This is a genomic window from Bradyrhizobium sp. ORS 111, from assembly GCF_045571485.1.
Lineage (GTDB): Bacteria > Pseudomonadota > Alphaproteobacteria > Rhizobiales > Xanthobacteraceae > Bradyrhizobium.
In genome coordinates, this window is record NZ_CP120701.1 from 5,950,221 (window position 1) to 5,969,914 (window position 19,694).

19 protein-coding genes and 1 pseudogene are annotated in these 19,694 nt (G+C 61.9%); 6 read left to right on the forward strand and 14 right to left on the reverse strand.

Features of this window, described 5'->3' with window-relative positions; genetic code table 11:
- Positions 1-14 precede the first annotated feature (14 nt).
- On the forward strand, positions 15-3,644 hold the full coding sequence (locus tag P6U30_RS27430; protein ID WP_407165971.1) for a LodA/GoxA family CTQ-dependent oxidase: 3,630 nt from the start codon (positions 15-17) through the stop codon (positions 3,642-3,644).
- 522 nt (positions 3,645-4,166) lie between these two features.
- Here the strand turns inward: P6U30_RS27430 and P6U30_RS27435 are convergent.
- The 11 genes from P6U30_RS27435 to P6U30_RS27485 form a co-directional block, all read right to left on the reverse strand.
- The gene (locus P6U30_RS27435) at positions 4,167-4,319 is read right to left on the reverse strand and encodes a hypothetical protein (RefSeq protein WP_407165972.1); all 153 of its coding nucleotides are present in this window, start codon (positions 4,317-4,319) and stop codon (positions 4,167-4,169) included.
- Positions 4,320-5,120: 801 nt separating this feature from the next.
- Entirely contained in the window at positions 5,121-5,522 is a 402-nt protein-coding gene (locus P6U30_RS27440) for a hypothetical protein (protein WP_407165973.1), read from the reverse strand.
- A 54-nt stretch (positions 5,523-5,576) separates the two neighbouring features.
- Positions 5,577-6,089, reverse strand: coding sequence for an SRPBCC family protein (locus P6U30_RS27445; protein ID WP_407165974.1), 513 nt, complete (start codon positions 6,087-6,089; stop codon positions 5,577-5,579).
- An 8-nt stretch (positions 6,090-6,097) separates the two neighbouring features.
- Positions 6,098-6,934 carry an XdhC family protein gene (locus tag P6U30_RS27450; RefSeq protein ID WP_407165975.1) on the reverse strand — a complete coding sequence of 279 codons (837 nt, stop codon included), beginning with the start codon at positions 6,932-6,934 and terminating at the stop codon, positions 6,098-6,100.
- A gap of 1 nt (position 6,935) precedes the next feature.
- Complete coding sequence (locus P6U30_RS27455; RefSeq protein WP_407165976.1) at positions 6,936-8,147, reverse strand: vWA domain-containing protein; 1,212 nt, start codon at positions 8,145-8,147, stop codon at positions 6,936-6,938.
- On the reverse strand, positions 8,144-9,016 hold the full coding sequence (locus P6U30_RS27460; protein ID WP_407165977.1) for an AAA family ATPase: 873 nt from the start codon (positions 9,014-9,016) through the stop codon (positions 8,144-8,146). The genes P6U30_RS27455 and P6U30_RS27460 overlap by 4 nt, the downstream gene beginning before the upstream one ends.
- Entirely contained in the window at positions 9,013-11,439 is a 2,427-nt protein-coding gene (locus P6U30_RS27465; RefSeq protein ID WP_407165978.1) for an aerobic carbon-monoxide dehydrogenase large subunit, read from the reverse strand. Before P6U30_RS27465 ends, P6U30_RS27460 begins: the two co-directional genes overlap by 4 nt.
- On the reverse strand, positions 11,436-11,936 hold the full coding sequence (locus P6U30_RS27470; protein WP_407165980.1) for a (2Fe-2S)-binding protein: 501 nt from the start codon (positions 11,934-11,936) through the stop codon (positions 11,436-11,438). Before P6U30_RS27470 ends, P6U30_RS27465 begins: the two co-directional genes overlap by 4 nt.
- A gap of 10 nt (positions 11,937-11,946) precedes the next feature.
- Positions 11,947-12,810 carry an FAD binding domain-containing protein gene (locus P6U30_RS27475; protein ID WP_407165981.1) on the reverse strand — a complete coding sequence of 288 codons (864 nt, stop codon included), beginning with the start codon at positions 12,808-12,810 and terminating at the stop codon, positions 11,947-11,949.
- A gap of 176 nt (positions 12,811-12,986) precedes the next feature.
- A complete protein-coding gene (locus P6U30_RS27480; RefSeq protein WP_407165982.1) occupies positions 12,987-14,189 on the reverse strand; it encodes an MHYT domain-containing protein in 1,203 nt (400 codons plus the stop codon).
- A gap of 227 nt (positions 14,190-14,416) precedes the next feature.
- Positions 14,417-14,641, reverse strand: coding sequence for a hypothetical protein (locus P6U30_RS27485; RefSeq protein WP_407165983.1), 225 nt, complete (start codon positions 14,639-14,641; stop codon positions 14,417-14,419).
- 177 nt (positions 14,642-14,818) lie between these two features.
- On the opposite strand from P6U30_RS27485, the gene P6U30_RS27490 reads away from it, so the two are divergent.
- The 3 genes from P6U30_RS27490 to P6U30_RS27500 all read left to right on the forward strand — a co-directional run bounded on the left by P6U30_RS27490 (position 14,819) and on the right by P6U30_RS27500 (position 16,214).
- On the forward strand, positions 14,819-15,463 hold the full coding sequence (locus P6U30_RS27490; protein ID WP_407165984.1) for a helix-hairpin-helix domain-containing protein: 645 nt from the start codon (positions 14,819-14,821) through the stop codon (positions 15,461-15,463).
- 247 nt (positions 15,464-15,710) lie between these two features.
- The gene (locus P6U30_RS27495) at positions 15,711-15,872 is read left to right on the forward strand and encodes a hypothetical protein (RefSeq protein WP_407165985.1); all 162 of its coding nucleotides are present in this window, start codon (positions 15,711-15,713) and stop codon (positions 15,870-15,872) included.
- 72 nt (positions 15,873-15,944) lie between these two features.
- A complete protein-coding gene (locus P6U30_RS27500) occupies positions 15,945-16,214 on the forward strand; it encodes a DNA -binding domain-containing protein (RefSeq protein WP_407165986.1) in 270 nt (89 codons plus the stop codon).
- A gap of 504 nt (positions 16,215-16,718) precedes the next feature.
- Here the strand turns inward: P6U30_RS27500 and P6U30_RS27505 are convergent.
- Both P6U30_RS27505 and P6U30_RS27510 read right to left on the reverse strand, forming a co-directional pair.
- Complete coding sequence (locus tag P6U30_RS27505; RefSeq protein ID WP_407165987.1) at positions 16,719-17,507, reverse strand: hypothetical protein; 789 nt, start codon at positions 17,505-17,507, stop codon at positions 16,719-16,721.
- 313 nt (positions 17,508-17,820) lie between these two features.
- Complete coding sequence (locus P6U30_RS27510) at positions 17,821-18,078, reverse strand: helix-turn-helix domain-containing protein (protein WP_407165988.1); 258 nt, start codon at positions 18,076-18,078, stop codon at positions 17,821-17,823.
- 486 nt (positions 18,079-18,564) lie between these two features.
- On the opposite strand from P6U30_RS27510, the gene P6U30_RS27515 reads away from it, so the two are divergent.
- Together P6U30_RS27515 and P6U30_RS27520 are read left to right on the forward strand one after the other, a co-directional pair.
- Entirely contained in the window at positions 18,565-18,957 is a 393-nt protein-coding gene (locus P6U30_RS27515) for a Crp/Fnr family transcriptional regulator (RefSeq protein WP_407165989.1), read from the forward strand.
- A 243-nt stretch (positions 18,958-19,200) separates the two neighbouring features.
- A pseudogene (locus tag P6U30_RS27520) lies at positions 19,201-19,491 on the forward strand (hypothetical protein); the annotation flags it as partial.
- Here P6U30_RS27520 and P6U30_RS27525 read toward each other — a convergent pair.
- Complete coding sequence (locus P6U30_RS27525) at positions 19,486-19,692, reverse strand: hypothetical protein (RefSeq protein WP_407165990.1); 207 nt, start codon at positions 19,690-19,692, stop codon at positions 19,486-19,488. The pseudogene P6U30_RS27520 and the gene P6U30_RS27525 overlap by 6 nt on opposite strands.
- Positions 19,693-19,694: the final 2 nt, after the last annotated feature.

The window sequence follows — 19,694 nt, forward strand, 5'->3', positions numbered from 1 at the left end:
TGAGGAGCAGGGATATGGCAAGGACAGCCAACACCGATTACCCGTTCTCTAATGTCCACAGCTGCCGAATTCATCCGGGCATCGGGATCGCGCGCGTGGGCAACAGCCCGGACAGCTTCTACATCGCCGCGGATACTCCCGAGGGGACCAGAGATGCCCCCGCCGGCGGCTACAAGGATGCGAACGGCCGCGTCAGGCGGCAGGCTGCTCTTTTCCGGCTCTATGGCTACGACAAAGATGGCAATAATCTCGGCGAGCTACCGTTAAGGGCCAACGGCGGCGAACCCGCGGTCGAAGTGGAATGGAGCGCTCATCTCGTCAACAAGAAGGGCGCTTCCCATCGGTTTCAGGATGGCCTTGCCAGCAACGCGCCGCCGCGGCTGCGTAACAGCAACGGCGCCTCCCACCAATATCCCGACACGCGCGCCCCCGACGAGCGCACCGAGCTGATCATCGACCCCGGCAAGCGGACCATCACGGCCTCAGGTGCCTCCGACAATCGACAGTTTGACACCGGCGCATTTCTTGGTGTGCCCGTCTATCTTGGCGAGCTCCAGGTCGATGATGGTGGACGGCTGCTCGTGCTGGGCGGCCTCGGGCGGGCGGAATCGACGATTCCAGACAATCCGATTGGCGCGGATACGCGAAGCACCGACTACTGGGCTAACAATGATTACTGGTATGACGACATCTCGGATGGCCCGGTGTCGGCGGTCGTCACACTGCCTGACGGACGCCGGATAGACATATCAGATCCCAAGGATGCGGCGTGGGTGGTGGTGGGACCACCGAACTACGCGCCTTCTGTTGATGCACTGGTCACGCTCCACGATGTGGCGGAGGAGATCGCCATCAACGCCGGATGGCTGAGCGAGAGGGCGAAAGCTGAAAATGAGCGCACGCAGTCGTTGCTCTCTCGCATGGACAACATTGGGTGGGTCAACAATGACGCCCGCAGAGGCCATCGATTCTCGTTCGCACATTGTCAACCAGGCGCCGAGCGCGCCCGCATTTTCGCAGTGCTGCGCGATCCGACGGCAGAAGGCAGTGCGGCCATCAAACAAGCCACCGCTCGTTATATGCCGCCGCTGTATGGCGATCGGGGACACGGCCAGGCCGGTGTCCCCGCGAGTTGGTTCTCGCTGCTGCCGCGCCAGTATCGCCTGCTTCAGAAATGGAAGCAGGTGACGGCCGGCGAAGCTGCGGATCAGCCACCCCAGCCGCCAAAAGACCAGACGCCGGACGAGCGGGTGAGCGAATTGCAGCGCATCGTGCTGGACCAGGCGGTGGGCGGACCTTTCGCTCCTGGGGTCGAAGTCGGCCAGCTGGCAAAGGACCCCGCCACCTATGCCGGCGCCTTTCGGATCAAGCGCGGCCCGATCAAGGCCGGTGATCTGACGTCCAGCCTGAGCTTACCCTGGCAAGCCGGACTCTATCTGCGCCGCGAACACTGGTGGCCTTCCGCGCGGCCTGACGACGTCATTCCGCAGGACGTATTCGACGAGGTCAATTCATTGTGGCTGCCGGGAGGCAAACGCGTCCGCGAAGGCCTGGAGGGGCGCGTGAAGTGGGACCGGGGCCTGGGTGTTAGCACGTTGTTGCGTCGACCTTGGCAGAACCCTGCTGCGACGCGCGATGATCCGCGAGACGCGGCGCGCCGCGCCGCCGATGACATGGTGCGCTATTGGCACGAGCTCGGTTTCGTCCGGCGGATCCGCGCCGCCAGCGGCGAGGATGTCTATGTCGAGACAGAGCGCCTGCCTTACGCGGGCATGGACATTCGTTATCTGTTCCATGCACTGCTCAATCTGGAGAACCACCGCGGCTGCCTCGGCAAGGCGCAGGAGTATGTGGAGAGCGTCCTGCAAGCGGCGCGCAACGTGCAGAAGTTGCCAAGCGCGTTCAACTTCATGAATAACGTGCGGCCCTTCCGGTATTCGGAAGACGTGTTCGAAGCGCGCATGAAGGACATCTATGACGACTGCATGGAGTTCGGCCTGACCCAGAATGGAAGGCCCTACAACGCTGCGAACGAAGAGCACAACCCCTACTTTGCGACTCGTGAAAACGTCATCGAGCGGATCAAGCAGCTTACGCCCTTCAATTTCCTTGACGGCGCTTGGCTGCGCAACGTGCACCGCATGGGACCGATGGATGAGGTGAATTCGACGCTGTTCTCGATCTTCAACGAGGAGCTCGGCGACGGCGACGTCTCGCAGAATCACGCAAATGTCTACCGCGACCTCTGCCATTCCTTCGGCTTCTATCCGGCACCCGTTGCAAGTACCGCGTTCGCCTTCGATCCCCAGTTTCTAGACGCCGCCTTCGAGAGCGCCACATTTCAACTTGGAATCTCTGAGTTTCCAAGTCTGTACTATCCCGAGATCATTGGCATGACGCTCTGGCTCGAGTGGACGGCTCTCGAATTACACCGTGCCGCATCAATCCTCGAGAATGTTGGCCTGAGCTCCAAGTTCCATCGTCTCCATATCGCCATCGACAACGCTGAGGATGGACACGCTGGCCAAATCCTCCGAGCAGTGAAGATCTATCTCCACAATGTCATGTTGCATGGCGGAGAGGAAGCGGTGCAAGAGCAATGGTCTCGGATCTGGGATGGTTACGTTGCTTACGCCCTCACCTTTGCCATTCTCATGCAGCAGATCATCCATGTGCTCAGAGAGCCGCGCTCGGTCGAGGATCAGCTCCTTCAGCTGATTGGCGCGAAGAAGCTCTACGGACAATATAACCACGGCACAAAGAAACTGGGTAGCGTACCGATCAACCAGTTCTTCAACGATCCGAAAGCATTTCTCGATGGCCTGATCGAACATGGCTACATCGTACCCGGCAATCCCGATGCAAGCCGCTTCTTCAAACTGCTCGAGTTCGGCGGGGCCATGTTCCGCGTATTCAACGACGCCGAAATCAAGCTGTGGCGCGACTGGGTGCAGGATGAAGCGCCATCGTTCAAGCAGCGAGACCGACAGCGGCCAAAATCCTTGGACGAACGCCGCCTTGATGAGGCATGCCGAACCAAATTTAACTTCGTGAAGCAGATTGCCGACGACCGGTTTGGAGGCCTACGACAGACCGCTTCGCCGCGGCGCGTTTTTCTCTGGTTAGACGCCATCGACAAGGCGCATCGCACAGGAAACGGAAGTGCGACCTCGCCTCACAACGAGGCGGACCGAGCCCGCGCAGTAATCAAGAAATACGACAATTGGCTTGCCTGGGCGATGGTGCGCGCCGTTTATCACATGGTGACTCAACTACGCGTCACTGATCGGCAGCCCGGGCAGGACGCTCTCGTAAGGGACTTATTGGACATTCGGGACGCATCCGACTTTTCTGTGGCCGCGGCGCACTTCCTTCAGTCTCTCAAGACGAAAATCGCTGGTTCGGCGAATGGCAAAGTTCTATCCGAGCTGGAGGCCAGTCCATTCGGTCAACTATTCGACGCGATTCCACCAGGCGGCGACGGCAATACCATTCGCACGTTGTTGTCGGCCTGGATCGGACAAGGCATGCCACTGCCGAACGTCGCGGACAAGAACCCAAAAGCGCTACGGCTCGAGGCGACCGTTGAGGAGGAGGAGTTTCATCCAACCGGTATTGCTCTCGGATATGGCGCTGTTCATTAGCGCCAAAAAGGCACATTGTGATTCAGCCGATCGAGACACACTCGGTTACCTAGCTGGAAACGATCGAAGCTACGTTGTGGGTATACGAGTCCGTCCTCGCTCCTGATCAGCTCGGTGATCTTTCGCAGTCGTCGTCAACAAAACAGCGTAGGCCTTTGCCTCAGATGTTTCGTCTGCAGTCGAGGCAATCGATGCGTTCCAAACACGGCGGTGAATTCCGTCTTAGTGCTTCGGCTCCGAACTTCATATTCCCGCTGCGACAAACGAAACAGCATTGCGTCTTGAAGGCGACATAATCGCCGCATCGCCGCGGCGGCATGCTCGACCCCGCTGCGGCAAAGCAGGGCCGAAAGGGCGGCTTATTGGCGGGATTTCGTGCGCGTGCATTCCATGCTCAAGATGACGCCGGCTATGGCCCTAGCGAAATATGGCAACGTCACCCATCAAAACTACTGCGAAGATCAGGTGGGTCGAGAGTCCGTTCCCCGGAGCTGCGCCAGGAAAGGGTCACGGCAAGGGCGATCAAGAAAGCATGACGCTCGTAGGCATGGGCCAAGCCATATCGCGGATCAGGCCAATGGCCGCCGCAACAAGGACATAGAGCCAGAGCACCACGAGCAAGGCCTTGCTGGCAGTCTCACGCAACCTTGCGAGCTCGTCGGCGCTGCTGCTCATTTCCAACCCTCCCATAAATTGAAACCTAGTTCGAGAGGCAACCGGTAATCACCTGCGGATCAACTACGGTTCAGACGCCGGCCTGACGCAATCGTGTTATTCCGTCGTACTCGGCTGGCCGCACCACAAGAAGTGACGGGAGCATCATTGTTCTGACGACAGTGGCGTTGGCGGAAGCGGCAGCCGCGAAGGTCTCTTGGGCGGTCCACCATGGCGGAAATGACGCGGCGAGCACCTCAGAGTCCGGACGGACCCGCGTCGACAATGCCGCAATCGCGAGCCAAGTTGCGACCAAAAGCACAACTGCGCTCAGCCAGGAATGCCACCGCACGTTTGGATGACCGTATCTTGCCCGATACAGGCTTCCATCCTGAAGCGCTATTCACGAATGCTTCCGGCTTCCCGCACTCGGCTGGCCGCTGCATATCGCCGCATTTTGCAATAGCGGATTTATATCTGGTAAAATTTGCGCCCGAGACCTTGGGGGCCTCGCAATAAAAGCGGTTGGAGCGATGACGATTCTCAAAGGGTCAATGATCGGCGTCGCAGTCGATTTGGTCTCGCACGTATCGCATCCCCCCAATAAGCGGTCATTCGATCTGGCGGCCTTATTGCTGCGCAATCACAGGCATTTTCAGCCTATAAAAGCTGCTTCGAAAGCCGGGAAATCATAGTGCCTCCCTCAGCCACGCTTTCTCAATCAAACCTAACCATCGACATCCAAGCTGCGAGTCACGAACGTCCCCACGCAACGGCTCTCCCGCTCGGTTGCTTCGTATGCGCTCTTGTTCTCTTCCGATCCTAACCACCGCGCCGTCCTGCCCACCACTCCGCAAGCTCATCTCGGAAGACGAGGTCTATCGGACGCATGCGGCTCGTCACGACCAGAAAGCTTTGACCTTGTTCGCTGAGGCGCCAAAGAGCACTTCTCAACGAGTCGTGAACCGAGCAATAGACTACGTCTCGATCGGTGGCAGTGTCACCAACTGCCTGCTCGAACACCGCCTCAGGATGTCTGGCGATCGCCGCGATGAGGCTCGCCTCGCAGACCACGCCGCAGAAAGTGCCGTCCGCTCGGAACACCATTGCCGCCTTGCGGTCTAAGTCCATAAGACGAAATAGGGCGGAGCGCACGGAAAGAAGCGCAGACATAGTTGCCGGCGGCTCTCTACGAATAAGAAGAAGCTCTCCGACGCGCACCATCATTCTCTTCGGAAGACGTACAGTGGCTAGTCTGAGCGCTGGGCTCCTGTCATATTAGGTCGCGCCGGTTAGTCGCTTCAGCCAACCCTTTCCACCACCGTTGGCCTGCTCAGGAGGCTCTGCGGGTCCCGCAACGACCACCGCGAACGATTCAAAGAACTCGCCGGCGAGTTTCCTGGCAGTCGAATCGATCAGGCGCGCCCCCAGCTGTGCGAGCTTGCCACCGATCTGCGCATCGACATCGTAGTGCAGGACGGTAACGTCGCTGCTCTCTGGCTCCAGCCGCACCACCGCGCCGCCCTTTGCAAAGCCGGTAACGCCGCCGGAGCCTTCGCCGGAGATGCGGTAGCTGTTGGGTGGATCGAGGTCGGACAGCGTCACCTTGCCGCCAAAGGTCGCCTTCACCGGCCCGACCTTGAGCACAACAGTGGCGGTCATCTCGGTGGGAGACGACATCTCGAGCGACTGACAGCCGGGAATGCACTGCCTGAGAACATCAGGGTTGTTGAGCGCAGCCCACACCTTCTCCTTGGGGGCCGGGATACGCTGGATGTCATTCATCTGCATCTTGGATCTCAGCTCCTTGCAATGGAATTGGCGGCACGCTGGCCGCGGCGGCGTTCGATGGTGATCTCGGCGAGGATCGACATGGCGATTTCTTCCGGCGTGATGGCGCCGAGATCGAGCCCGGCGGGCGCCTTGACACGATCGATCGCGGCAATGTCGAGACCTGCGGCAGTCAGTTTGTCGCGCAATGCGGACATCTTGCGCTTGCTGCCGACGAACGCGTGATAGGCCGCGTCAATCGCGACCGCCTGCTTCAAAGCAGCCTCGTCGCCCTTGCCCTGGGTCGACACCACAACGAAGCGTCTGGCGTCGTTGAGACGGCCCGGATCGAAGCCATCGATGACGACGTTCGCGTCGGGCGTCGCGACGAGATCGGACGCAGGCGCGGCTAGCGTGACGTGATAACCGAGCTGGCGCGCCTGCGCAGCCAGCGACAGCGCGACAGGACTTGCGCCGAGGATCACCAGCGAGGGGTGTGGCAACATCGGCTCGACGAAGATATCCATGGTGCCCTTGCTCGGGCACATGTTCGAGGCAAAGCGTACGCCGTCCCTGCTCTCGCCGGGCCTGACGCCGAGCTCCGCCAGCAAATTCTCCGGCTGCACCGAGACCATGCGGGGCTCGCCATCGGACAGCGCCTCCCGTGCGGCCTTCAGCACCGCGCCCCTGGCGCAACCGCCACCGATCCAGCCCGCGACGATGGTGCCGTCGGGACGGATGATCGCTTTCGCGCCGGCTTTTGCCGCCGTCACCGATACCGTCCGCACCACGGTCGCCAGCACGAACGCCTGCTCGGCAGCCTTCATCTGCGCGACCAGATCCATCACCTCGACATGCACGCCCATCTCAAAGCCTCGCAAGATAGGGTTCGAGCACGGTCAGGCTCGCCAGCGTATGGGCAGGCGCATAGAGATCGACATGCGGCAGTGCTGCCTTGATGCCGCGGGCCTCCGGCGCATAACCTTGCCATCCCATCATCGGATTGAGCCAGACGATGCGGCGGCAGCGGCGGCTGAGCGCGGCCATCTCGCGGCCGAGCAGCGCGGCATCGCCGGTCTCGTAGCCATCGGACACGATCATCACGCAGGTGCGCGAATGGATCACGCGTGTGGCATGCCAGCGATTGAAAGTCTGCAGGCACTCGCCGATCCTGGTGCCGCCACCGGCTCCCTGCGCCATGATCGAAAGCCGGTCCAGCGCGCGGCCGGCATCACGCTCTTTCATCGCGTCGGAAACGTGCGCCAACCTTGTATGAAACAGGAACGCCTCGGCCTCACGGAATTCGTCGAGCACGCCGTGGATGAAGCGGAGAAAAACGCCGGTGTACATGCTCATCGAGCCGGAGGCATCGAGCAGGATCACCAGGCGTAATGGCTTCGGCTTGCGCCGCCGTTTGACCAGACTGATCGGCACGCCGCCGTGGCTGATGTTGCGATGAATGGTGCGACGCAGATCAAAACGATAGCCTCGGCGCCGCGCCAGGTCGCGCCGCGTCAACCGCGTGCGCATCGCGCGCGCCAGTTGCGCGGCAGCCTGATGGGCCAGCTCAATCTGCTGCGGGTCGGCCAGGTTGCGAAAATCCACCTCGGCGAGATTGTCGGCGCGCGACGCGCCTTCCATGCGCCCCTCGCCCGAGCGCTCATTCTCGGCCCCGTCAACCGACGGAATCTGGTCCACCGCCGTCTCGGCGCCGGTTCGCGGCTCGGCGGACTGGTTCGGCAAGCTCTTCAGCGAGGGATTGTTCGCAGGCTTGGCTGCGCCCGTCGCGATTGAACGCGACCGCACCCGCTTGCCGAGCCAGAACGCATCAAAAATTCCGTCGAACTTGTCCCAATCGGCCTTGCGGGTCGAAAACAGATGTTTGAGCGCCGAGCGCAGCAGGCCCGGCCGCGCCGCGTAACCCGCCCCCATCAGGGCGGCGGCATCTTGCCCCTCGGCAAGCCCGACGGCGAAGCCATTGTCACGCAAGGTCCGCAGAAAGGCCGCGAGCTTGCGCGAGACGAGGCGGGATACCTCGCGAACGTCGTTGATGTCGGGCGATGCGCCGCAGCAGCTCATGCGACCCTCCCCAACAAACGTTGCGCGACCTCGCGCGAGACCCGCGCCTTGTCCTCCTGCGTCTTGAGCAGGCACATCAGGGTTTCGTGCACTGTCTCGGGCGCGTCGTGCAGGTCCTTCACATCGAGCCCGACCAGTGCAGCGGCCCAATCCAGCGTCTCGGCGACGCCGGGCACCTTGCGCAACTCCTCCTTCCGGACGCTTTCGACCATGCGTGCAATCTGTAGCGCCAGCGAGGCGCTGACGCCTCCGACCCGCGCGGTGATGATGCGCGCCTCGCGGTCGACATCGGGATAGTCGACGTAGTGATAGAGACAGCGGCGGCGCAGCGCATCGGACAGTTCGCGCGTGCCGTTCGAGGTCAGCACGACGTGAGGGATCGCGGTCGCCTTGATCGTGCCGAGCTCGGGAATCGTGACCTGGAAGTCGGACAACAGCTCGAGCAGAAATGCCTCGAACTCGTCGTCCGCGCGATCGACCTCGTCGATCAGCAACACCGGCGATCGTTCGCGGCGGATCGCTGCAAGCAACGGCCGCTCCAGAAGATACTTCTCCGAGAAGATCTGATCCTCGACCGCATCCGCATCGGCGCCGCGGTGCGCCTGGATCGACAGCAGCTGCCGTTGGTAGTTCCACTCATAGAGCGCCGCCGACTGGTCGAGCCCTTCGTAACATTGCAGGCGGATCAGCTCGGTGCCGTGAACGGTGGCCAGCGCCTTGGCCACCTCGGTCTTGCCGACGCCCGCCTCGCCTTCCAGCAGCAGCGGGCGCCGCAATTGCTGCATGAGCGCGATCGCAACCGCGAGCTCGCCGTCGGCGACATAGCCGGCGTCGCCGAGGGCGCGCGCGATCTCGTCGCGGGTCTTCATGCCGAAGCGAACACGCCGAGGCTCTTCGCCGCCGCCCAGTTCCGCCAGAAATCATGCGGCATCTGGATGTGGGTCGAGCCCAGGAACGAGAACGCATCATTGACCGCGTTGGAAAACGCCGGCACGCCGCCGACATTCGGGCTTTCGCCGACCCCCTTGGCGCCAATCGGATGATGCGGCGACGGGGTGACCGTGAAATCCGTTTCCCAATGTGGGGTCTCGACCGCGGTCGGCATGAAGAAATCCATGAACGAGCCGGTGACAACGTTGCCTTCGGCGTCGTAGCGGATCTCCTGGCCCATCGCGATGGCGAACGCCTCGGTGAGGCCACCATGCACCTGGCCCTCGATGATCATCGGGTTGATCCGGGTGCCGCAGTCATCGAGCGCGTAGAAGCGCCTGACCTTGTAGACACCTGTATCGACGTCGATGGTCATCACGCAGATATAGGCGCCGAACGGATAGGTCATGTTGGGCGGATCGTAGTAGCTGACCGCTTCCAGCCCCGGCTCCATGCCGGGCGGCACCGAATTATACGCGGCCCAACAGATATCCTTCATCGACATGAACTTCTCGGGCAGGCCCTTGACGCGGAAGCCGTCGATGTCCCATTCGAGATCGTCCTCGTGGACCTCGAGCTTGTAGGCCGCGATCATCTGCGCCTTGGCCCTGATCTTTCGCGCGGCCATTGCAATCGCGGCGCCTGCGACCGGCGTCGAGCGCGAGCCGTAGGTGCCAAGGCCATACGGCGCGGTGTCGGTGTTGCCCTCTTCGACCATGATGTTGTCGGCCGGGATGCCGATCTCGGTGGCGATGATCTGTGCCCAGGTCGTCTCGTGGCCCTGGCCCTGGCTCTTGGTGCCCATCCGCGCGATGCCCGCACCGGTCGGGTGCATGCGGATTTCGCAGGAGTCGAACATCGCAATGCCCAGGATGTCGCAATTCTTCGACGGGCCGGCGCCGACGATCTCGGTGAAGAACGACACGCCAATGCCCATGATCTCGCGGGTCTCGCCCCGCTTGAAGGCGGCACGCATCTGCGCCTGTTCCTGGCGGAGCTCGGCGTATTTCACCGTCTCCATCGCCTTCCGCATGGCGGTGCCGTAGTCGCCGGAGTCGTATTCCCAACCGAGCGCGGAGTGGTACGGGAACTGCTCCGGCTTGATGAAGTTCTTCAAGCGCAATTCGGCCGGATCCATGCCGAGTTTCTGCGCCAGGATGTCCATCGCACGCTCGATGCAGTAAGCCGCCTCCGTGACGCGGAACGAGCAGCGATAGGCAACGCCGCCCGGCGCCTTGTTGGTGTAGACGCCGTCGACCGCAAGATGCGCAGTCGGGAAGTCGTAGGATCCGGTGACGATATTGAAGAAGCCGGCCGGCCATTTCGACGGATCGGCGCAGGCATCGAAGGCGCCGTGATCGGCCAGCACGTGGACGCGCAGGCCGGTGACCTTGCCCTCCTTGGTCGCGGCGATCTCGGTCGTCATGTGATAGTCGCGCGCAAACGAGGTCGCGGTCAGGTTCTCGATGCGGTCCTCGACCCATTTCACCGGCTTGCCGGTGACGATCGAGGCGACGGCGGCACAAATGTAACCGGGATAAGCGCCGACCTTGTTGCCGAAACCACCGCCGATGTCGGGCGCGATCACATGGATCTTCTGCTCCGGCAGCTTTGCGATCAGCGCCACGACGGTGCGGATCACATGCGGTGCCTGGAAGGTGCCCCAGATCGTCAGCTCGCCCTTGATCTTGTCGAAGGAGCAGACGCACTGGCAGGTCTCGAGCGGCGACGGATGGGTGCGGTGATAGGAGATCATCTCCTTGATCGTCACCTCGGCCTTGTTGAAGGCGGCATCGGTCAATTCCTTGTCGCCGACGGTCCACTCGAAGATATGATTGTGGTGCTTGCGCGGGCCATGGGCACCGCTGGTCTTGCCGGCGAGGTCTTCGCGCAGCACCGGCGCATCCGGGTCCATCGACTTGAACGGATCGACCAGCGGCGGCAGCGGTTCGTACTCGACCTTGACCTTGTTGATGCCGTCATCGGCGGCATAGCGGTCCGTCGCGACGACAAAGGCTACCTCCTGGTTCTGGAACAGCACCTTGCCGTCGGCCAGCACCATCTGCACGTCGCCCGCCAATGTCGGCATCCAGGCGAGATTCACCGTCTTCAGCGTCTCGGCGGTGATGACCGCGAGCACGCCCGGCACCTTCAAGGCCTCGGAATCATCGATCGACTTGACCCGCGCATGCGGATGCGGCGAGCGCACGAAGTCACCATGCAGCATGCCGGGCAGCTTCACGTCGTCGACGTAATTGCCCTTGCCCTGCGTGAAGCGGATGTCTTCGACCCGCTTGCGCTTGCAGCCCATGCCTTCGAGGGCGGCGGTGCGTTGTTCCCGCGTGGGAGTCATATCGTTCATTCTGCGGCCTCCCGGAATTCCACGCCGTTGATCTTGGCGGCGGCGTATTGAATGGCTCTGACGATGTTCTGGTAGCCGGTGCAGCGGCAGATGTTGCCGGAGATGCCCATCCGGATCTCCTGCTCGGTCGGCGACGGATTTTCCTTCAGGAGCCGCTGCGCGCGCATGATCATGCCCGGGGTGCAGAAGCCGCATTGCAGACCGTGCATCATGCGAAAACCTTCCTGCAGCGCCGAGAGCGAACCGTCGGTATTTGCCATGCCCTCGATCGTGGTGATGTCGGAGCCGTTGGCCTGGACCGCGAACATGGTGCAGGACTTCACCGACATGCCGTCGATATCGACCGTGCAGGCGCCGCAATGCGTAGTCTCACAGCCGATATGGGTGCCGATCATCTGCAGGTTCTCGCGGATGAAGTGCACCAGCAGGGTGCGTGGCTCGACGAGGCCTTCGACCTCGGCACCATTCACCCGCATCGTGATATGCGTCTTTGCCATTTGATCCTCCTTAGACCGCCCTGGCCGCGGCGCGCTGCAACGCACGCGTCACCATGATGCCGCCGACGTGCTTGCGGTATTCGACCGGGCCGCGCGCGTCCGCGGCCGGCGCCATGATCGCTTCCGCGGCCGCCGCTGCCGTCTTGAGCGCGGCTGCATCAAGACTGGTGCCGATCACCGCCTTGGCGGCCGCGTCGGCCAACAGCGGCGTTTCCGAGAGATTGGTGAGCCCGATCGTGCAGCTCGCGACCTTGCCGCCCGAAATCGTGAGCACCACAGCAGCGGCGGCGGTCGCGTAATCCCCGACCTTCCGCTTCAGCTTCTCGTAGGCGTAACCGTGACCAGCCGGGGGAATCGGGATCGATATCGAGGCCAAGAGCTCACCTGGCTCGATCGCCGTGAAATAGGCACCCTGATAGAAGTCAGCGGCAGCGACCTCACGACCGCCCTGCGGCCCTTCGATGTGATAGGTCGCGCCCAGCGTCATCATCAGCGCCGGCATGTCGTTGCCGGGATCGCCGTTGGCGATGTTGCCGCCGATCGTGCCACGGTAACGCACCTGGGGATCGGCAATCAGCAGCGCGGTTTCGTGCAGGATCGGGATGAATTTGGCGACCTCGTCGGAGGCGAGCAGCTCGTGCTGGGTGGTCATGGCCCCGATGACGACCTTGCCGCCGTCGCGCCGAATGCCCTTCAGTCCGGCCACGCCATGCAGATCGACCAGATGCTCCGGTGTGGCCAGGCGGAGCTTCATCATCGGAACCAGGCTGTGGCCGCCGGCCAGCGGACGAGCCTCATCGCCGAGCGTCGAGAGCAGTTTCACCGCATCGGCCACGGTGGCCGGCCGGTGGTAACTGAATGGACCAGGGATCATCGTCTCCTCCATCTCGTCCTGCGGAGCCCTGACGGGGCGATCGGACGTTGGAGGGAGGCTGTGCCGGGACAGATTCTCCCGCAATAACAGCGGCACAGAAGCTGGAAATTCGCACGAGCTGCGGCTTTGAGCGCACGAAATGCGTCAGTGATCGCGCCCTAACGGGTCTGGACCGCTCAGGCCGTACGGCGCGCGAGCCCGAGTCGGGCCTTCACCTCGGCGATCTTGGCGCGGCTGACCGGGACCCGGTGCGGCGATGGGCCGTCCAGCTCGATAACCGCCCCGTCACCCTCCTTGCGAACCACGCTGACATGCGGGATCGCCACGATGTGGCTGCGGTGCACCCGGACGAACAGGCCGGGGTCGAGCAGCGCCTCTGCCTCCGAGATCGACCACGGGCACATGCGCTCCCGCACCCCGTCGTGGATCCTGGTATAGTGGGCGTCGGCGCGGACGCTGCGGACATCGGCGGCTTCGATGAAATGGGTGCCATCGGCACCTTCGACAGGAAGCTTGGCGGCCGGCGCCGCCCGCAGCGGCTGGCCCAAGCCCCCGAGCGGGGTCGGCCGCAACTTCGGGCTGGCCGGGGCCATGGCGGCCTCGGCGAGGGGGATATCGACAATCTCCCCGTCCGGGACGGCTGTCTTGGCAGTCGCCGGCTCCTTCTTGCGGAGATCAGGCACCAGCGAGAGCAGGAAACCGGCGGCGAGCACGAAGCAGAGCAGCGCAACCACCAGCGACAGGATCTGCGGCGATGCGGCCAGCCCCTCCATATGGTGATGGGCCTCCGCCCCGGGCGGAACGATCTGCACCCCCGCCATTGCGGTGTAATGCATGCCCGAGACGGCGATGCCGAACGCCACAGCGCTCAACATCAACTGCACGCCGCCATGCCGCGCCAGGAACGCCCGCAGCCCGCCATAGGCGGCGGCGATCGCGATCACCAATGAGAGCACCACCATCCCCGGGGCATGGGTCATCGCGAATTCGCCGGACAGTCCGTGCATGCCGACATAGTGCATGGTGAAGATGCCGAGCCCGAGCAGCACGGCCGAGGACACCACGCGCAGGATCGACGGCTCGCCGATGCTGACGAAGAACAAGGAGACACCGACCACCAGCGCGCAGATCAGGAAGGAGACGATCGTCGGCAAGGCCAGATAAACCGTGCCCGTCGGCAGCGGCGCCGCCAGCATGCCGACGAAATGCATGGTCCAGATGCCGACGGCGAGAAAGCATGCTGCACCTGCGAGCAGCAAGCGATGCCCAGCCTCCGGCGTGCCGCGGATGCGAGCGGCGAGACCGAAGCCGGTGTAACCTCCCAGGATCGCGGTCGCTACCGACAGCGCGACAAGGTAGGGATCGTGTCCTTCGAGCATGATCATCTCAGCCCCCGTCTCCACGGAAAGCCGCCTCCCTGCTCGAACTTATACGGTGTACCGCCACGATGACAATGTGGCCGCGGTGGCATGCTGTCAGCTTCTGAGACCCCGCAAGACCGCGTCATAACCGCTACTGAAAAAGCGGTTTCATTCGACGTCAAGACGTTCGGACACAACGCGCTTTGCTGATCTCCACTCAGATTTCGTCTTCGGGAAGAGACACATTACTGCGTTGTCGCCGCGTTTCGCTCGAACGGTCTATTGTCAGCGATGAACCTCGCGGCAAGCACTAATTCACCCATCGAAAATTCCTTTCCGTGCACTGCAATCATGCGCTCGGAAAGCTCCGCCAGCTCCTTGAAGAACTGATCCTTGCTTTCGGCTTCATTTGGCACTTGGGCGGCTGTCTGTAAAATCAGCGCCTCGTTTGACTCCCGATCGGCGCCCAACCTTGACCCCATTCCGCAGCACCTAACTGGCTGAGGTCGTGTCTGAAAAGATCGTGTAGCTGGGGTCAAGGTTGGACGCCGAAAGGGGGCAATATTCGGAGCCGAAGCACAGCGCGGGCTGCCCCTTGCCGGAGCGAGCACGGTGGTACGCTGTTTCGCAAGTCGGATCGAGGCGTCATGCTTGAGCAGATCGGCCGTCATCCCAGATCGGGCGAGATCATCGTGCGCCACCTCGCAGAGGATCCGGCGTTCGAGGGCGTCGGCTACGCGACCGCAGCGAAGCTCTGGAAGGCTTTCGGCGACGAGCTCTACGCGCTGCTCGGCAACGGCGACATCGCACGCCTGACCGAGGTCCTGGGCGCGGACCGCGCCGAGAGGCTGGCGCTGGCGTGGCGGGAAAAACTCGCCGAGGGCGACGTCGTGGTCTGGCTCGACGAGCACGGCTTCGAGCAGCGCCTGGCGAAGAAGATCATCCGCCTGTGGGGCGCGGAGGCCGCCGCGAAGCTCAGGGAGTCGCTCTACGTGATGTTGGCGCTGGCGGACTGGCCGGTGGTCGACGCCGCCGGCCGGCGGATCGGCATCGCGGCGGACGATCCCAGACGCCTCGTCGCCGCCATCGAGGTGGTGCTCTACCCGATCGTTAATGCGCTGGCCACATGGCCTGTCCCGGTCTGGGAGAGCTATGCGTTAAGCACGTCTGGCGGGTGGCACGCCATATGCGCTACCTCAAATATATTCCATATTGTGTTACGCGTGGGAACTTCTCGCCATGGCACAGCGCTCTCACCCGGCGCCATGCGATCATGCTTAATGGATCGTTAACGAGAACGTATAGGGCCGGCCCTCCCGGTACGGTATATAGCTACCGGGTAGTCCCTAGAAATGAACACGAGTTCAAAACCGCTATGCCCCCTTGCTTCCACACTCTTTGTGCTTGGGCGACCTAAAACGAAATTGAGTAGAAAAATTTTGAGCGCTGGAAATCCGGGCCTGAATTCAGGGTTGTGAAGCTCGCCTTAACACCCATCATTAGCTGCGGGGCTGACCATTGAATTGGGAGAACCGCAGAATGCGTCCTCAGATTACAGGCGTCTTTCCTGTGTCTTTGAACCTGTGGCAGGTGGACTATGATTTCGCCGATGTGTCGCTTGCCATGACCGTTGTGGCCTCGGATGCCGCCAGCGCGCGAGCCGAAGCCGTCGAGAAGCTCGCACGCTTGAACGTCAGATAGGCTTTCATCAGAGGCCGTCGCGCCTGTAGACCGGTGCGGCGGCTTTGAGTTCGCCTTGGGGAGAGTTGCACAATGCAAAAGCCGTCACTCGATACGGCCCCGACCGTTGATGGCTTGACGCCTTATGACCGAGAGCACGCCGTCACCTACCTGCGCCTGCTAGACGCGAATGCCGAGGGTGCGGACTGGCGCGAGGTCGTCGAGATCGTCATGGGTATCGACCCTAGACACGAGCCGCAGCGCGCTCGCCGCATCTATGAGACGCATCTCGCCCGCGCCATGTGGATGGCTAACAAAGGCTACCGGCATCTGTTGCGGGATGGCTGGCCGAGCGTGAACTAGCACCGCGAGCGCAGCAAGGAAGGCCATGCGGGAAAAGAAGACAGCCGACGAACTCCGCTCGCTGCTCATGGATGAGGTCGCCAAACATCCGGGCTGGAGCCACATCAAGACCGTGGCTATCACCCGATCGTTTGCAACTGGGCCCGGCTCCTCAAACTGGAACGCGGGCTTTGTCTGCGATGGGCCCGATATGGCTCCGGGAGACGCCTTCATATTCGCGCGGGAGCTTGCCAGACGATACGATCTCGACGGAGACCCATCGTAGGCGCGATGAAGCGCACGCCTACGCGCGCGGCGAGGCCGGATCACACGACGTGAAGGGATGACCCAAAGTGACAATGGATGATCTCGAACGTGGGCTTCAAAACCTGGCCTCGGACTGCCTCAAAAACGAGGAACCACTTAAAGCCTTCCAGACGTTTCAGAAGCGCGCCATCGGTCGCTTCGGAGAGGCAGCGAAACCGCTGCTAGAAAGAACCTTCGCCCAAGCACAGCGAGATGCACTTAGGGGCTCTGCAAGGCACCCGAACGGGTAGGTTGGTCGCTCTCGGTCTCGGATAGCATGCGAAACATAGGACGCGCCTTTGGATCGTAGAGAAAGACACGCCGAACGGTCGGAGTGTCCCGCGCAGTCACCTCCAGAGTAAAGCGCTGCATCGTGTTGAAAATATAATCTGGATTGCTCGACGCGCTGTCGTAGCCGAGCCCGAAGACCTGCACGATCTCACGTGCGCCCGGATGCAACGCGGGCCAGCGACTGACCTCGACTGGGCTGTTGCTCCGCTGTCGCCGCCCCATCGCCGTGGCAATGGCTTCCTGAGTGAACCAGCTATCGAGCGCCCTGATAGTGACATCATCCAACGTCTGCCCTCCGGCGTTGCGGACGCCTATCCAGAAGAATTCCCCTCTCGCTGAATAGAGGCTAGGAATTGGCCGAACGTATTCGGCGTCATTGTGATCGAAGATCAATTCAAGGGCCGGTCGGAGGCGGAGACGGAGCGCACGTAGCTCTGCGCGGTCGGCGATCAGAAGCACCATTGGTGCCAATAGCAGCCGCGCCAGAAAGATCACGATCCAGAGCAGCACCGTCGTGACCGCGAAAAACTCGATTTGGCCCGGCAACGTCGTGGGCAACACGACATCACTGCGGCCGGTTAGTAAGAGCACAAGCCAGAGGATCACAACCCCAAAGAATGCGGACAACCCGGCCGCCAAATTCCATGAGCCCTGCCATGCGTAGCTGAAAAGCTCGCGCCGGATCGACCAAGCGTATCGGATGGATTTGAGAAACACCGGCCTAGCGCTCGATCAGACCGCGCTCTATGGCCATGCGGCGCGTGCTGACTTCGAGATAGAGCCGGCCTGCACGGATGGCTTGCTCGCGAGCCCGAGGGCTTTGCCCTAGCAGCCGTTGCAGCCGCGCCCTACGCCACTCTTCGACGCGACGAAGTCGTGCAAGGATCGCCGGCTCCTCTACAACGCTGACCCGTTTCTTCCTCGTCACTTCGGCCGCTCCCTTTGAGGTTGTGAGCCTAGCCCAACGTATGGTGCGGAGGGAAGAGGCTCCCGGAGTGCTACGGAGTGGCGGCCGGCCGACCTGTCGCGCTCAGCCGTGCGCCGGCTTACGATTTCTGGACAGGGTCTGCGGAGCCTTCGCGCCCTTGGCCGGTAGAACAAACAACTCAGACGGAGGAACGCCGAGCGCATCGGCGATGCGACCGACAAGATCAATTGTCGGGTTCTCCGATTGCCGCTCAAGGCTGCCCATAAGCAGGGCATCGAAGACGGTTCTCTCCCGGTGCACGACATCAACGGCAAGCGTCGGGTGTGGTGTGGCGACGTAGAAATTTGGTTCAAGGCACATCCCCTCTCACGCCTCCAGAAGCAGGCCGCCGCGCAGACGGCAACGGCAGCGCTAGCGGCTCACAAGGCCGAGCCCGAAGGCGCACGCAAGGTGTGGCCGATGGAAACGGCTCTCGCCGGCAAGCGGGCCGCCGAAAAGGCATCACGTCTCCCGCGCGGTGGACCGGCAGTCACTGGCGTTCGCGGCAGTGTCGTTCGCCGCTAGGCGCTGGAGTGTCCCCAATGTCCCCGATGATGATGCGCGAGCATTATGGTCGAACGCGCTTTCCCGTCTGGCATCTCGGAACGGGTGACCGCATCATGGTGGTCGACCGCAAAGATTGTGTAGCTGGGGTCAAGGTTAGACGCCGAAAGGAGGGGTCAATATTCGGAGCCGAAGCACACATATGTTCGTCACTCTGTACGAAGCGGACACCTTTCGACGCATCAAGCTGTTGTGCTCTTTCCTGGAAGCGCGCACAGGATCCGTGTCGAGGAGTTGCGCCGGGTGATCAACGAGCGCCCAAAGATCCGCGAACATCTTTTTCTGTACGTTCAAGCGCTGCAGTTGCATTGCGCTATGACAGGATTGTGTGGAGTTCGGCGCGATCGCGAACAGCGGCTCGCCAGCTGGCTGTGTCTGGCGAGTGATGCCGCTGACGCTCGCGTGCTGCCCGTTACCCATGATTACCTTTCCTCGGTCCTGGGATTGCGCCGCGCCGGAGTAACCGAGACGCTCGCCCGATTCGAAGAACAAGGGCTCATTCGCAAGACGCGTGGTGTCTTGCAGATCGATGAGCGCAAGGGCCTCAAGCAAAAGGCATGTTGTTGTTACAGGCTTGTCTCAAGCGCCTATGCTTCGGCTCAGTCCGCAGTCTCAGCTAAGGAGCCGGTGAGCTAAGCAAACTCGCCAAGGCTCATTTTTTGAGACGCGTTGGTTGTCTGATTCAATCCATCAGTTGGCCTCCGAGAAAGGCCCGTAGGTCGGAAATGATCGGGGAGCGACGTGGCCGGTCTCCTCCGTGGCAGTTACGCGCTCAATGTGAGCTGAACCAGCTTGGAGCGTGCTGGTGAGAATGGATAGAGCACTGCTTGGCCTCGCATGAGGGACGATCTTAAAGCGGCCGCGTTGGCACGTGCTCCCCCGACCAGTTCGTCATGGCTCAACGAGGTCGAGCGCTTCTTCGCGCTCCTCACCGACTAGAAGATCAGGCGCGGCATCTATCGCAGCGTGGCCGCCCTCAGGGCGGACATCGCCTCGTTCATCGAACGGCACAACGCCAATCCCAAACCATTCCGATGGACCAAATCCGCCGATGACGTCCTGGCTTCCATCGAGCGCTTCTGCCGATACAATGCCCAGCCAGAACACGACGCGATGTTGCGAACTTCTGGTTCATGGACGAGGAAAATATGGCGGATCGAAGTGCTATAAGCTCCCCGTCATTCGAACGTTTCCTTTCGAGGGAGCGGGTTCTTTCAGTCCGGTTGCATCGCCTTTGCCCGCCCGGTCATGCGGTCGGTCACCGACCGCATCGGTCGATGGAAAGATGCTGTCATATATCGCGCGAGCTTCGCGAATGAGGCGAAGCCGCTCGAGCTCGGATTTCGGAACGAATCCTGCGATCTCGGTCATTT

What these genes read in the sequence shown, in the direction of transcription:
- P6U30_RS27430 (WP_407165971.1), top strand. Translation starts at nt 15, where the DNA reads ATGGCAAGGACAGCCAACACCGATTACCCGTTCTCTAATGTCCACAGC.
- P6U30_RS27435 (WP_407165972.1), bottom strand. Translation starts at nt 4,319, where the DNA reads ATGAGCAGCAGCGCCGACGAGCTCGCAAGGTTGCGTGAGACTGCCAGC.
- P6U30_RS27440 (WP_407165973.1), bottom strand. Translation starts at nt 5,522, where the DNA reads ATGGTGCGCGTCGGAGAGCTTCTTCTTATTCGTAGAGAGCCGCCGGCA.
- P6U30_RS27445 (WP_407165974.1), bottom strand. Translation starts at nt 6,089, where the DNA reads ATGCAGATGAATGACATCCAGCGTATCCCGGCCCCCAAGGAGAAGGTG.
- P6U30_RS27450 (WP_407165975.1), bottom strand. Translation starts at nt 6,934, where the DNA reads ATGGGCGTGCATGTCGAGGTGATGGATCTGGTCGCGCAGATGAAGGCT.
- P6U30_RS27455 (WP_407165976.1), bottom strand. Translation starts at nt 8,147, where the DNA reads ATGAGCTGCTGCGGCGCATCGCCCGACATCAACGACGTTCGCGAGGTA.
- P6U30_RS27460 (WP_407165977.1), bottom strand. Translation starts at nt 9,016, where the DNA reads ATGAAGACCCGCGACGAGATCGCGCGCGCCCTCGGCGACGCCGGCTAT.
- P6U30_RS27465 (WP_407165978.1), bottom strand. Translation starts at nt 11,439, where the DNA reads ATGAACGATATGACTCCCACGCGGGAACAACGCACCGCCGCCCTCGAA.
- P6U30_RS27470 (WP_407165980.1), bottom strand. Translation starts at nt 11,936, where the DNA reads ATGGCAAAGACGCATATCACGATGCGGGTGAATGGTGCCGAGGTCGAA.
- P6U30_RS27475 (WP_407165981.1), bottom strand. Translation starts at nt 12,810, where the DNA reads ATGATCCCTGGTCCATTCAGTTACCACCGGCCGGCCACCGTGGCCGAT.
- P6U30_RS27480 (WP_407165982.1), bottom strand. Translation starts at nt 14,189, where the DNA reads ATGCTCGAAGGACACGATCCCTACCTTGTCGCGCTGTCGGTAGCGACC.
- P6U30_RS27490 (WP_407165984.1), top strand. Translation starts at nt 14,819, where the DNA reads ATGCTTGAGCAGATCGGCCGTCATCCCAGATCGGGCGAGATCATCGTG.
- P6U30_RS27495 (WP_407165985.1), top strand. Translation starts at nt 15,711, where the DNA reads ATGCGTCCTCAGATTACAGGCGTCTTTCCTGTGTCTTTGAACCTGTGG.
- P6U30_RS27500 (WP_407165986.1), top strand. Translation starts at nt 15,945, where the DNA reads ATGCAAAAGCCGTCACTCGATACGGCCCCGACCGTTGATGGCTTGACG.
- P6U30_RS27510 (WP_407165988.1), bottom strand. Translation starts at nt 18,078, where the DNA reads ATGTGCCTTGAACCAAATTTCTACGTCGCCACACCACACCCGACGCTT.
- P6U30_RS27525 (WP_407165990.1), bottom strand. Translation starts at nt 19,692, where the DNA reads ATGACCGAGATCGCAGGATTCGTTCCGAAATCCGAGCTCGAGCGGCTT.